The following is a 13,281-nucleotide window of genomic DNA, read 5'->3' on the forward strand; positions in this document are numbered from 1 at the left end:
TTTTTCTTGTGTAAGTATAAATTGTTGAAATAAAAAATTAATTGCGTTATGTATAGCAATCGTAAATGAGTTACGAGCAAAAAGGTGTTTCAATCCCTAATAGGGAGTTATACCAATTTGATATGAAGCTGCATATAATATAGAAAACAAGCTCGATAAACTAAAATACCCATGAGCCGCCCTTTTGAGATTGAAATAGCAGAAAGCGAAGAAGAACTAAAAAAGCGTCTACAAATAGCTAACTTGGGAAACCAAAAAGAAAAATTATAGATGCTGTGGTGGATTAAAAGTGGGCAAGTCAAGGAGCAGCAAGAAATCGGAAAACGCTTGGCAAAAGATACCTCAACAGTGACAAGGTGGTTGCAAAAGTATAGAACGGGTGGACTATCTGAATTATTGAAAATTAAAAAAGCTCCAGGAGCAAAACGGAAAATTCATCCAGGAGCGATCGCAGCACTCAAAGAAGAGTTAAAGACAGAAAAAGGGTTTAGTAGCTATGGTGCGATAGTCGAGTGGTTGAAAAAAGAGCTTCAGCTTGATGTCGAGTATGCAACTGTTTATGCCTTGGTTCGATATCAATTAGGAGCGAAGCTAAAAGTACCACGTCCTAAAAGCTACAAGCAAGACGAAAAGTTGGTATCAGAGTTTAAAAAAAACTTGGTATCATTCTGAGCAGTCTTGAAAAGCTTTTGGCACAAGGTTCGTATGTCCACTATCTGTGCCAAGATGAAACTAGAGTTGGACTCAAAACTTTAACAGGAAAAGTCATTACTGCTGCTGGAATTAAACCGACTGTTGAGGTGAAATGGCAACGAGACAATTTTTGGATTTATGGCGCAATTGAGCCAATGACTGGAAAACATTTTCAGCAGGAATATTCCAAGCTTAATGGAGAGTCTTTTCAACAGTTCTTGAACTGGTTATCTGTGCAATTAGGTAGCGACTATGCAATTTTACAGATCGACCAAGCTCCCGCTCATACCAGTTCTGCCATTCGCTGGCCAGAAAATATTATTCCTTTACTTCAACCCCCTCATTCTCCCGAACTTAATCCGATTGAGAGGCTTTGGCAGTTCCTCAAAAAATCGCTCAAAAATGAACTATTTTCTTCTCTACAAAATTTACGCGAGCGCATACAGCAATTGTTCGAGCAACTTACATTTGAGCAGGTAATGTCTGTTTCTTCTTATAACTTTATTTTAGAAGCTCTTTTCTATGCAGCTTCATATTAAATTGGTATTAATGAAATTTCAACATAAATGATTTTTGACCATGTTCTTAATTCTCAAGTCTTCATAGACGACTACATCGTTTGATGTGATTACGCACCTTGCCAATTTCAACTACACGCAATTCGGGTATTTCAGCCATATTTAGCACCCAGCGATCGCAAATATGCGAAAAAATCAGGGTTATGCAAAGCGCTTAACGGCGCCTGAAACGACCAAATACCGTGATACATATCACGGCTTATTTGTACAGTGCGTAAGTCCTAGCTGTAGCCCTTTCAAGGTGTTGTGTAATGGCTTGATTTGTAGTTTGCTCATGCATAGGTGAAACTCTGTTGGGTGGAGAAGAGAAATGTTGCTAGGGCAGGTGTTTGAGCGATTTATAAAAGAAAGTCCAGTTTCGGTAATGGTTCGTGGGCTTTTAGAAAAAGCGTTATGTCCCCAAATTCTGGATGAACTATTTTTGTTCGTAGTGCAAAAACCCAGTACACTCGCGAGTTATTATTCTCCACAGTCGTCAATTTGATGAGCCTTGTCGTCTGCGGAGTCCACCCATCAGTACATGCAGCCCACCAAGCATCTGCTGAAGAAATAGGTGTTTGAGTTACCTCGGTCTATAACAAAATCAATGGTATCGAAGCGAGTATTAATGGGGAGTTAGTCACAGAGGTCGCTGGACAAATGGAAGCTACAATTCGGCATCTGAACGCAACAATGCCTGATTTGCTACCAGGTTATCCGCTTTAGTCGCCTATAATGTGCTGTCTGTGGTTAAGGCTGCACTCAGGAGTGTTCATGGGACTGACAAGATTGAAACAGAAAACACAGAACATTAATACACCTTGAAAGGGCTAGTCCTAGCTGCATCTTACCGATGCACTACAGACAGTCATGCTTGTCCATAAAAATACTATCTATATTTATAACCTGCGAGGTTCCCTATGAAGTCCCAACAAAGGAGCCGTAGACGTGGTGTAATGCTAACGCCTCAAGGATTACAGAAACTCCAAGATGCAAAATCTAAATCAGAAAGTTCTGAAAATTTCGATAAACATTACACTCGTGAAGTCTTAGGCTTTCGCATGGGGTTAGACCGAGATACAGTAGCAAAGGTATTTGCCTGTGAAGTGGGGGTAGATCGGCAAACCCTAAAGTACTGTTTTCAAGCATTATTTCTGGATCAAGAACATCAACGTCAGGTAGCAAGCTAGAACTGCCAGGGGAACTTTCCTCTAGGGTTTGCTTCTTTGAGTTCATCCAGTCAGTGCTGAGTGCTGAGTCGATTGTGTTTCTTATCCGTTTTTTGGCAAATTTTTAAGCACTATTACTTATTTACAAATTGTTTATGACCTTAACCTCTTAAGGATGCTCTCTAAATCCACTGCTCCCGTATGCTTACCCTTTTCATTCGGAGGTTACGTGGTTAACAATGGGTTGAATGTTTTTCAAATAATTCCACCTTATGACTAGAAGTGCAAATGAATATGCCGTATTCCTCCTACTGGAAAGCGGCCACCGGGAAGAAGTACGTTTTCCGACTATTCAAGAGTTTCAGAAGTGGTATAGTGGCGAACTTGTGCCAAAGTCTGCTTCTAATGACTTTATTAGTGTCCCGATCAAAAATATTCAAGGTGAGTACATGGTAATAAGACCCTCTCGGATCGTGGCAATCCGGGTAGAACCCATTTTTAGTTCCAGTGTTGAAAGATTCAACTAAATGATCAGAAAAACCTTCGCTTTGCTTTCCTTGAGTCTGGGAATTGCCCTTGTAAACCCTCTCTGGGTGGCTGTTGCTCAGGTTCCTAACTTACTGCCGTTGCCAGTACCCACAACTCCTGATCTACCGCCTCTAACAGTACCAAGCACTCCTGAGTTAACGCCACCGCTAAAACCAATCGCGATAGGAAGCTATTGTACACTTAGTCCGGCTTGCTTGGGTTGGGATGACCAAATTTGGGGTCAAAGAGGCAAAACAGGCGATCGCAATGCATTGTTGACTTCCATTGACAACAGTCTGCTTTACCTAACAAAGGGTGATGCGATCGCAGCATATCAAAATTATCCAGTTAAGGAAATTACTCTTAATCGCGTCCGCCGAAGTTTGGTACGTTTCCGCCAACTTGTTGTCAGTTCTAAGTCAGCAGCGCAACTACAAGCCGATGTCCGCCGTGAGTTTGTCTTCTACCAGTCTGTGGGCAACGATGGCAAGGGTACTGTTAAGTTCACTGCTTATTACGAACCTGTTTATACCGCTAGCCGTGTCAGAACTTCAATATATAAGTATCCCCTTTATCGGCTACCGCCTGATTTCAGCCAATGGCCCAAACCCCACCCAAAACGAATTGATTTGGAAGGGAAGGATGGTTTAAAAGGAAATAAGAGCAAGTTGCGCGGTTTAGAATTGCTTTGGTTCCGCGATCGCCTTGACGCATACATGGTACATATCCAAGGTTCTGCCCAAATTAAGTTAACTAATGGCAAAACAACATCAATTGGCTATGCAGGTGGAACTGATTACCCCTGGACTAGTATCGGCAAAGAACTAGCCAAAGATGGCAAACTTCCACTGAATGGATTAACGCTACCACGGATGATTGCTTACTTCCGGCGACAGCCACGCGAGTTGAACAATTATCTGCCACGCTGGGAACGATTTATTTTCTTCCAAGAAACTGGTGGTACCGCAGCTACAGGCAGTATTCATGTGCCAGTGACAGCAGAACGTTCCATTGCTACAGATAAGTCTCTCATGCCACCGGGAGCGCTAGCGCTGATTTACAACTCATTTCCCTATCCTGCTGGACGTGGCAAACTAGAGAATCGTACCGTCAGCCGCTTTGTGCTAGACCAGGATACCGGAAGCGCCATCAAAGGCCCGGGCCGGGTGGATTATTTCATGGGGTCTGGTAAACTAGCAGGCGATCGCGCTGGCATCACAGGCGGTAATGGTTCACTATATTATTTGCTGCTCAAAGAATAGGTATTGGGCATTGGGGCATTGGGTATTGGGCATTCACCCAATACCCAATCACTTGAAGACAAACTATTTTAAATAGTGTCGCAGCCATGACCATACTTCATTTTTGAGCTTAACAGGCTCTGGATTAGACAAAATAGTTAATGGTTTTGTTTGGGCAATACTATTCATCGAAAGTACACAAATAGTTAATTCCCCATCTGTGTAATACCCGTCGCCTCCTCCATTCCGACCTTGCCATGTCGCTCCGACACCTGTGACTTGATATAATTGGGCAATCTGGTGTGTATTTCCAATACTTTTAATCAGGCTATCTCTTTCTTGATCAATGTTTGCATCAATGTGGTGAGTAATCTGTCCTGTGCGGTGGCTAAGTTCGACCCTTTGATCAAATGTCGCTGAACCTAACCATACAGGTCTGCGATCGCTACTTAAGTCGTTCGATTGCCACAAGCGAACGTGGTGTCTAGCTTTGGCATTATTGCCCACGGCTAGTTCAAAAGACACATCCTGTTTGCGTCCCCACAAATATAAATTACTCACAGGTGCAGTTGGGTAAGAATGCTTGAGGACAACACTTTTAGCTATCCCAGCACTTGAGCGTAAGGTGATCGGGTCTGCTGGATACCAACCTACTGTCAGTAGCGTCTGCACTACTTCTGCTGTTGTACCTACAAATCCAATATTCAGAGGATCTCCAGAGATCCCTTCTGCCGTTTGCGTTGTTTTCGGAGAATGTTCCAGCTTTGGGTTATGTTCATAGTGACGCCACAGTGCTGGTAAAACGATATAACTCACCAATCCATATAAACCGAATAAACCAACTAACGTCCCAAAAATGTACCATAACCAATGTCGATGTTTTGGGCGTGCGTCACTATTTGAGTTAGAGGCTTGTTGCATTTGAACCCGGAGACAAAGCTATATTTCCTTTTTCAATTAATCAATTCCGTGGGTTACAGCAGAATTCAAGTATTTGAACCACATCTGTCGTAGGGACACAGCATTGCTTGTATGTGTCAACTTAACCTAAAAACCTGCCTCTAACCAGCTTTTAGATTGTCTGGTTTGTCTCGTTAAGAGTCTCCGACTGGGAATGCCGTTCTAGAGGCGGAGCCTCTTGAAAAGCGGCAGAGCCGCCAGGAGGCGCATTTCCAGCCTTCTTGCTGCAAACGAGGTTTTAAAAGGGTTTGCACTTAAGTTGACACCAATGAGCATTGCTGTGCCCTTACTGCGTGGTCTATTTGCCTGAAAATAGCTGTAAGTTGCATAGTAACTATCAAGCAGCAAGTTTTCTGTTGGGGTTAAATCCCCATTACAAAACTTTACTTCCGACTTCTTTAATCATCGCACCCTTGGAAACAATGTTTTAAAAAATTTTTAGAAGTCTTCATCATTTTGGCTTTTGCCTGTTGATAAATCTTGTTGAAGATATGATCAAAACTTGTAAGAGCATCACTATAGTTAAGCTAAGTGATTTTCTTTTAAACCATCTGTGAGATTATACTATGTCTGACTTCAGCAGTGAACCGATACCAGAATTGAGAAATCCCCAACAAAGCTTTCATTCCGGTGACTTAAATTTAAGAATCGAAGGAGAAGTAGTACCTGTAGTAGATGTCCATCTGGGACAACAGCAATCAATTTACTTTGAGCATCATATTCTACTGTGGAAACACCCCAATGTTCGCCTCGGTGTCAAAGGTTTAAAAGGGGCAGCCAAGCGTTTCTTTGCCGGACTGCAAATTTTTATCAGTGAAGCACATGGTCCAGGGAATATTGCTTTCTCCCGTGAAGCGCCAGGACAGATTGTGGTGCTGCAATTAGAGCGTGGACAGAAAGTGGACGTGCGCGAACATCAGTTTTTGCTAGCTACCAGTAATATTGAGTATAGTTTCTTTTTCCAGCGAGGACTGGCGAACCTCTTTTTCAGCCGCAGTGGCGGGTTATTCATTGATCGCTTCATTGGTCAGCAACAAGGGGGGCTGCTTATAATTCACGGTTACGGCAATGTTTTTGAAAAGTATCTCGCTCCTGGAGAGATGTTAGATGTAGAACCAGGCGCATGGTTGTGGAAAGACTCATCAGTGAAGATGGAGACAGTAACGGCGTTGCAATCTAGTGGCGGTATCTTCGGAGCAATTGGGGTAATGCTTGGCGGCATTTCATTCACTCTTAACCGCTTTACTGGGCCTGGTCGCTTAGGGTTGCAGTCTATGACTTATCATCCTCCTGTATCTGAGGGCGCAACTCAAGTCGGTGGTACCGGTAATCTCGGTTAAAGTATAATTACGTTGTCAACCTCAAAGTTCGAGGTAATTCCGAATTTAGGTTTGATTTTCACTTGGATTGATTGGATCTATGCGTTGTTCATTTTTTGACAATTGTTCAAACATTTGTATGAAAGCTAACTGCATTTCTGGCGTAAATTCCAACGTGCCAGAACGCAGATATAAATCTAACTGAGCAAAAGGAATTTCAATTTGTCGTTGCTGTAATACTTCGTAGATATTATAGTATAAATCACTTTTGAGCAAAAATTATTTATTAGGTTCCGCAGTCCATACTAATAGCTCAAAATTTAAGGCGTTGTCACCAAACTCTTTAAATAATTACAACCAATTACCTACAAGAACATAAGGTGCCCAAAAATAAGGACGATTTTCTTTAGCTAAAATTGCAAGTTGGGCGCGTTGTAGTGCTTGCGCTTTAGTTACTCCAGCCTGCAACTGTCGGTATAATTCACCCATAAAGTCGCTAGTAGATTCATCATCTACAGTCCACAAAGTTGCTATAGTACTGCGTGCGCCTGCCTGTACTGCCACACCAGCTAATCCTAAAGCCGCTCGTTTGTCTCCGGTGGCGGTTTTACAGGCACTAAGGACGAGTAATTCAATTGTTTCTGGTCGGCTTTCACCCCTAGCTCGTAGTAAATTATCTAACTCTCTAATCTTCAGTAGAGCATCCCAGGTAATAATATAGGTTTGTTCAACGTCTGAACTAAATTGCCCGTGAGTAGCTATGTGTACTACTGAAAAGGGAGTAGATTGAATTTGCTTTTGCAGATTAGTTTTGGTGAACTCTTGATTTAAGAGTTTTTTACTTGATTTAACTTCAGATTGGACTTGTTTTAATTCCTGCGTCACATTTAAGAGTTCGGGAAAGGATTTACCTTCAATCAAGCGTTTTTGCTCAACTCCGACAACTAAAACGTTTAAATGCACATTTCGTAAAGGTTTGGGATCAACAAGTTGCAAACCAGGTGTCAAAGAAATAGCATACTTTTCTATCAGATATTTTTGCTGTTGTTTGTCGTAAAGAATCGCCATTGGGATATTCCGCAAAGAACCATCCAGCACAAACACCAAAGTTTTTATACCTTTCTTTGTTAAATCTGATTCAATAGGTGTAATTAACCAGTCATATAACTGTTGTGAGCGCTGCTTAACATCAGGCTCACGACTAGCAACAGGTAAATCTTTCTGTAGTTGTTCTACAGTATTTTCTAATACATCTTTAGGGACTTTAGCTGTTTTACGGTAGATTGTATCTTGCCCTGGCAACCTAGTAATAATTTCTAATCGGTTATCTAAAATGATTGGATAGATAACAGCTGTGGATTTTTCCTTTTCAACTAATTTATCAAGGTCAACTCTTGGTAGCAAACAAGGCGAACGAAAGAAGTTATCTAATTCCGCTAACTGGAGAGATTCGATTACCTGGCGGGCTTGAAGGAGATTATCTGGCTTTTGATTCGTATTTTCTTTAAGTTGCAACAGTAAATCAACGTACTGTCGATACACAGGTTCTATGCTCTCGCGGAAAGAAAATTGCACGTCAGGATTAATTGCAACTAAATCGTTACGAAGGGATTTAAGAGCGTTATAAGCTCGATTATAAGCAGCTGTTGCTGCTGGGATATTGGATTGCTTTTGAAGTATCCGTCCCATCTGCCAATGCCATTGATAAGCAATGTCTTGAGCATCAATAGACTCAGCTTTGACTAAGGCTTGCTGTGTGAGACCTTTGGCATCAGTTAACTGTCTGGTTTGTTCGTACAGTTCGCCAAGAGTACCAAGGGCATAAGATTCGGTTCGTTCATCTTTTAAACTCTTAGCTACTTGGACAGCTTGCGCTAGCATTTGAGCAACATCTTTTAGCTGAACTGAGTTCTGTATCATTTTGCTCAGACTTTGGGCAAAGTTAATCCGGTAGTTAACAGCTGTTCGACTTGGAGGCAGATTGTCTATCTGAGACTGAATTTGCGGTAATAATGCCTTCGCTCTATTAAATTCCTTTTGCTCTACCAATAGTCTTAATAGATTCAGTTGAGCTTGGAGCCGCACAGTAGGTGTTGCAGATGCAATCTGCACCGCTTGTTGATAGTATTGAATTGCTGTTTTAGTGTAATCCTTGGCGCTGCTTGAGTTACCCAAACTAAGTTGAGCGGATGTTTGAGCGCGGGCGGTATTACCTAAACTCAGTAAAGCATTACTTTGAGCGATCGCATCTCCTGCTTGTCTAGCTACAGAATAACTTTTTTCTAGAATTTCTTGCGAATCCTTTAAATAACCCAAACTTCGCCTAACATTCCCTAAGCTATACAATCCTATGGCTTTCAGAGAAGAATCTGATTGTTTTTTGAGAATTTCTCGTACTGAGATTAAGGTTTGATCTGCTTGCAGATAATTTCCCAAAGCTTGCATTGCTTGGGCTTGATTAATGTGATTGCGAATCAGTGCAGATATATCATCTAGGTGTTGATAAATTTTAGCCACTTCTTGCCAAGTACCCAAGGCGGCTTCAGTTTGCCCCCGTGCTAATTCCAGCCCACCTCGAACATCTAAAGTTTGAGCAAAAATTTGGGATTGCTCTTGTGAAGAACCTGAATCTTTTAGAGTTTGTAATAGTTTAATACTTTGTGCGATCGCTTCAGTTGCTTCAAGCCATTGTCCTAATTGCTGGTAGGCTAAAGAAAGATTGCTTAAAGTTATAGCTTCATTCAATACATCATTAGTAGCTTTAAATTCACCTGCTGCTTTTTTTAGAAGTTGTACCTCTTCCACAAACTGTCCCTTTTCATAAAGTGCTTGACTTTGCTGCACTAGCCTAGAAGGCTGGCTGGAGTTGACAGCAGATATTGTTACTGAAACAGGAAACGATCTGATTTTAGATTTGGCAAACGCTGCCGTTAAATAATTAGATGAATCAAAGAAATCTGACAAATATATACATAATGATGTCGTCAATAATGCTATAAAAAAATGCTTGAAAAATTTCATATAATTTTAAAATTTACTTTTTTCATAAAAATATTTATGCCTGATAATTAGTTAGAATAAAAACCTGACAAAACTCTCTATAACTCTCTCTTGTCAAGTGACACTTTTGCGTCGCTAACAGATCGCCAGAAGCAGGTGCTCCGATGCCAAAAGATTCCGATGCAAGGCGACTCTAACGCACTGGCTCGACTTTTTGCTGCGATTTTGTGTGAAATTAGAATGGATTATATTGTACAAAAAAATACAACCCGTTTTCTTGCCATGTCTTGCGTTGAGTATCAACAGAAACTAAAGGAATACCCCACTCAACACCAGCAGTAAAGTTATTACCCTGTGACCAATGCAAACCCAAACCAACAGAAGCTAGGGTGTTAGTATTATTTTCATTTCTACTTGAGGAATTATTCCAAGCAGTGCCAACATCAACAAATGGAGTAACTTGCAGAAGTCCATTCCACTGTGATACACGGGCAATTGGTTGCCGCAATTCAACAGAAGCAAAAGCACCATTATCTGCTAATAGTAAATCTTGACGATACCCCCGGACACTATTTATACCACCTAAACCAAATTGTTCTGAAGTTAAAAGCGTTCTAGAAGCCAGTTGCATATCGCCACGAATTAACAATAAAGTATCAGGAGCTAATAAGCGTACCCACTGCGCCTGTCCTCGCCAAGCAAAAAAGCGGCTATCAGGTGCAGTCTCATTGATTGTTGCATTAAATGCACCAATTCCCAAACTAAATTCAGAACGAGCGGCAATTACTTCTTGGCTATTGCGACTTGTCCATTGTTGAAAAAATCGCAATGCAGATACTCTGGTGCGTCCTTCTTTATCAGCCCCCGGTGAAAGTAGAGAAAGGGGAACCTGATTCTCTTCTAGTAAAGAGGAGGAAATATCAGTTTCTCTGCGAGAAGCGGTTATCCCAAGAGCGAACTCTTGGTTAGGAGTTTGCACTAGAGGCTGGCGGAATGTGAGTTCGTAATATTGGGAAGCTGATTCAATATCTAATTTATTGAAGGGGCGTTCAATGACATCGGCTGATGTATTACCATAGCTGAAGGTGAGAGTGCCATTGCGGGGATTGAGGGGTAAGCTGTAGCTGGCATTTATGGTGTTACTGCCGTCAGTATTGCTGTACGCTAATGATATACTATCTCCAAATCCGAGTAAGTTGGCTTGGTTTATTTGCAGTTGGCGTCGGAAGCTACCAACACTGGGGGAGCCGCCATTGTCCAGCACTGGTTGTATATTAAACGAATCTGCCTCTGTTACCTTGATAGCCAGCAAATTAGCACCTTTACGTGAGCCAGCAGACAGTTCCGCAGACAAGTTTTGAATTAAAGGATTTAGTTGCAATAATTGCAGGGACTCTAGCAGGCGTTTTTGGTTCAAAGGAGTGGATGCGCCTAAAGCTATACGGCTACGGATATAATTTGGGTTAAGTCGCCTAGTACCAGTTATCTGGATATCTTCTAATTCACCTTCAATTACCTGGATTCGGACAACACCGCTAGTGAGAGTTTGTTCAGGAATATAAGCTCCAGAAGTAACGTATCCTGCATTAATATAAAGTTCAGTAATTTTGGAACGAGCTTCTATTAATTGTGCAAATGTTATGGGCTTGTTGATAAACTCAGCAAGCACCTGATTTAATTTTTCTGGGCTGAATACTGTACTGCCAATGACTTCAAACTGTTTAACAGTGAAGATTTGTAGCGTTGTCGGAAGTGGCTCATCTGGTGTGAGTAGTGGTTGATTAGGTTGAAGTAGTTCAGATGGAGGCGGAAGTTGCGGTGGTGGAGAGGGTAGTGTTGGTGGTGTTCTGGGTGAAGGTGGTTGGACATCCTGCGGCGGCGGGAGTTGCGGAAGTGAAGGAAAATTGTTTTGGGGTAGTTGTACACGATTTCCTGTCTGCGCCCTGCTAGGTGTAATTGTCAGGCTGTTGAACAACATCAGCAAGCAGGATGCAGTAAAAATATGAGTAACTTTAGCTACCATGACATTGAATTGGGTTCTGTCTGGAAGTATTAAGAGTAGAGGTGGATGACTTAGCACTGAGGACGATTTGTCCTTTGGCGTTTAGCGTCGCACCTGTTGCTTCAACGATGCGTTTGGGAGTAGAGGTAGTTGGTTCACTGGTAACAGGTGGTAGGGAACGGTTGTTGCTGCTGGGTTTAAGAGACACCCAATCTATTTGTGGCGTATCAGGAGTGAGAATGTCTTTGGGATTGGGTGGTAAACCGCCGCGTCCAGTGATTACAAATCGGTTTTGGGCGGAACCTGGACTGTAGCAGCCTTGGGCTAACTTAGTGTCAACTGGTATTGTTGGCAATTCAATTAAGCCACTATTGATCTCAATAACTGGGGTGTTGAGTTCTACGATACCTTGTATACCAAATTTTGAACTAGCAGTGATGTCACTCAAGGGAGTTGGACTTTCACGGAACTCAATACCATAAATACCAAACGCTTTAATATCCACTCTCCCACCACTGCCTGAAAAAGCATTAGCAGTGATATCACTATTTTCACTTGGGACGGCGAAGATGAAGCCATTGGGGGCCTTAATGGTAATATTACCGCCATCTCCACCATTTTGTTCATTGCCTGCGGTGGTAGAGATTTGGCTACTATTGCGTAACAATAACAAGTCTTTAACCCCTAGCGTCAAATCGCCCCCATTGCCAAAGCGAGTTTGGGCTGTAATACTGCCGTTGTTGAGTTTCACAGTGTTAGCAGTGATACCGAGTTCACCTGCTATACCTTCACCTGTACTACTAACTGTAACTTGTGCTTGATTCTGAACTTGTAGCTGCCCTGTTGTAATTGTGATACTTCCCCCCTTACCTGTAGAGTTAACATCTGTGTTAGCAAATAGTCCACTCAAAGAGTTAACTGGATCTACATATGGTCTGCCAAATTGAGCAAGTCGGGCATCAAACGTGGGGTCACTGCCAGAGATGGTAATACCTTTGGTAGCCTCGATAGTGATGTCACCTGCATCACCTTTATCGAAAGCTGCCGTAAGGATTTGTCCGCCACCAGTCAGATCAAGGCTATTAACGTTAACGATGATATTACCACCCCTAAAAGCATTCCTCGTTCTTGCACTTAAAGTTGCTCCATCTGATATCTTTAATACATCAGCACTGAGGAGAATATCACCACCCTGACCTTTGCTGTTTTCCTCAGGATCGGTAAACAATCCACTAGAAGGGCCTCCGTTTGTATTAACCCCAGAAAGGTTAATATAATTACTAACATTGATAGTTATGTTTCCTGAATTTCCCTGTCCACCTTGGAAGACACCAGAAATCAGTTCAGCACCACCAGTTAAGGAAAAATAACTACTTTGGATGTCGATATTACCCCCATCACCCATACCTGTTGGACCCACTGAACTTTGTACACTACTAACTACTCCTTCATTCCCCCCATCAAAGGTGATAGCTCCACTGGCTTGAATCTTCACATTACCTGCCTTCCCTTGTCCGTAGGTCGTGGTATCCAATCCAGTGCGATTGGTCAAGGAAAGCGATTCCGTTGTGATATCAATGTCACCCCCATTACCCACAGCTCCAGGTTTCACTGTGCTGGATGCACTACTAGCACGATCAAAGGTGATAGCTCGACTGGCTCGAATCCTCACATTCCCCGCATTCCCTTGTCCAGAAGTTGAGGCATCAAGTCCAGCGCGATTGGTCAAGGAAAGCGATTCCGTTGTGATATCAATGTCACCCCCATTACCCACAGCTCCAGGTTTCACTGTGCTGGATGCACTACTAGCAC

10 protein-coding genes and 2 pseudogenes are annotated in these 13,281 nt (G+C 42.2%); 6 read left to right on the top strand and 6 right to left on the bottom strand.

Features of this window, described 5'->3' with window-relative positions; translation table 11 throughout:
• The first annotated feature begins 270 nt into the window (after positions 1-270).
• Entirely contained in the window at positions 271-672 is a 402-nt protein-coding gene (locus tag V7K31_RS21745) for a helix-turn-helix domain-containing protein (RefSeq protein WP_335096782.1), read from the top strand.
• Positions 673-689: 17 nt separating this feature from the next.
• Positions 690-1,232 carry an IS630 family transposase gene (locus tag V7K31_RS21750; RefSeq protein WP_335096783.1) on the top strand — a complete coding sequence of 181 codons (543 nt, stop codon included), beginning with the start codon at positions 690-692 and terminating at the stop codon, positions 1,230-1,232.
• A gap of 27 nt (positions 1,233-1,259) precedes the next feature.
• On the opposite strand, the pseudogene V7K31_RS21755 reads toward V7K31_RS21750, so the two are convergent.
• Positions 1,260-1,340, bottom strand: a pseudogene (locus tag V7K31_RS21755) (RNA-guided endonuclease InsQ/TnpB family protein); the annotation flags it as partial.
• Between the two features lie 830 nt (positions 1,341-2,170).
• Here V7K31_RS21755 and V7K31_RS21760 point away from each other — a divergent pair.
• The 3 genes from V7K31_RS21760 to mltA all read left to right on the top strand — a co-directional run bounded on the left by V7K31_RS21760 (position 2,171) and on the right by mltA (position 4,209).
• On the top strand, positions 2,171-2,440 hold the full coding sequence (locus tag V7K31_RS21760; protein WP_335096785.1) for a hypothetical protein: 270 nt from the start codon (positions 2,171-2,173) through the stop codon (positions 2,438-2,440).
• 251 nt (positions 2,441-2,691) lie between these two features.
• The gene (locus V7K31_RS21765; protein WP_334827513.1) at positions 2,692-2,946 is read left to right on the top strand and encodes a hypothetical protein; all 255 of its coding nucleotides are present in this window, start codon (positions 2,692-2,694) and stop codon (positions 2,944-2,946) included.
• Between the two features lie 3 nt (positions 2,947-2,949).
• Complete coding sequence (gene mltA / locus V7K31_RS21770; protein ID WP_335096798.1) at positions 2,950-4,209, top strand: murein transglycosylase A; 1,260 nt, start codon at positions 2,950-2,952, stop codon at positions 4,207-4,209.
• Positions 4,210-4,272: 63 nt separating this feature from the next.
• On the opposite strand, the gene V7K31_RS21775 is transcribed toward mltA, so the two are convergent.
• The gene (locus tag V7K31_RS21775; RefSeq protein WP_335096786.1) at positions 4,273-5,109 is read right to left on the bottom strand and encodes an LssY C-terminal domain-containing protein; all 837 of its coding nucleotides are present in this window, start codon (positions 5,107-5,109) and stop codon (positions 4,273-4,275) included.
• A 605-nt stretch (positions 5,110-5,714) separates the two neighbouring features.
• On the opposite strand from V7K31_RS21775, the gene V7K31_RS21780 reads away from it, so the two are divergent.
• Positions 5,715-6,488, top strand: a complete 774-nt coding sequence (locus tag V7K31_RS21780; protein WP_335096788.1) for an AIM24 family protein — start codon at positions 5,715-5,717, stop codon at positions 6,486-6,488.
• 45 nt (positions 6,489-6,533) lie between these two features.
• Here the strand turns inward: V7K31_RS21780 and V7K31_RS21785 are convergent, their stop codons facing one another.
• The 4 genes and pseudogenes from V7K31_RS21785 to V7K31_RS21800 all read right to left on the bottom strand — a co-directional run.
• The gene (locus tag V7K31_RS21785; RefSeq protein ID WP_335096790.1) at positions 6,534-6,743 is read right to left on the bottom strand and encodes a hypothetical protein; all 210 of its coding nucleotides are present in this window, start codon (positions 6,741-6,743) and stop codon (positions 6,534-6,536) included.
• Positions 6,744-6,818: 75 nt separating this feature from the next.
• On the bottom strand, positions 6,819-9,311 hold the full coding sequence (locus tag V7K31_RS21790) for a CHAT domain-containing protein (RefSeq protein ID WP_335096792.1): 2,493 nt from the start codon (positions 9,309-9,311) through the stop codon (positions 6,819-6,821).
• 391 nt (positions 9,312-9,702) lie between these two features.
• Positions 9,703-11,490 carry a ShlB/FhaC/HecB family hemolysin secretion/activation protein gene (locus tag V7K31_RS21795; protein WP_335096794.1) on the bottom strand — a complete coding sequence of 596 codons (1,788 nt, stop codon included), beginning with the start codon at positions 11,488-11,490 and terminating at the stop codon, positions 9,703-9,705.
• Positions 11,480-13,281: pseudogene (locus V7K31_RS21800) on the bottom strand (S-layer family protein); the annotation flags it as partial. The gene V7K31_RS21795 and the pseudogene V7K31_RS21800, both read right to left, overlap by 11 nt.

It is taken from the genome of Nostoc sp., assembly GCF_036917675.1.
Lineage (GTDB): Bacteria > Cyanobacteriota > Cyanobacteriia > Cyanobacteriales > Nostocaceae > Nostoc.

Bases quoted from the DNA above. Each gene is read 5' to 3' on its own strand.
- V7K31_RS21765 (WP_334827513.1), top strand. From the start codon at position 2,692: ATGACTAGAAGTGCAAATGAATATGCCGTATTCCTCCTACTGGAAAGC.
- V7K31_RS21795 (WP_335096794.1), bottom strand. From the start codon at position 11,490: ATGGTAGCTAAAGTTACTCATATTTTTACTGCATCCTGCTTGCTGATG.
- V7K31_RS21775 (WP_335096786.1), bottom strand. From the start codon at position 5,109: ATGCAACAAGCCTCTAACTCAAATAGTGACGCACGCCCAAAACATCGA.
- V7K31_RS21745 (WP_335096782.1), top strand. From the start codon at position 271: ATGCTGTGGTGGATTAAAAGTGGGCAAGTCAAGGAGCAGCAAGAAATC.
- V7K31_RS21780 (WP_335096788.1), top strand. From the start codon at position 5,715: ATGTCTGACTTCAGCAGTGAACCGATACCAGAATTGAGAAATCCCCAA.
- V7K31_RS21760 (WP_335096785.1), top strand. From the start codon at position 2,171: ATGAAGTCCCAACAAAGGAGCCGTAGACGTGGTGTAATGCTAACGCCT.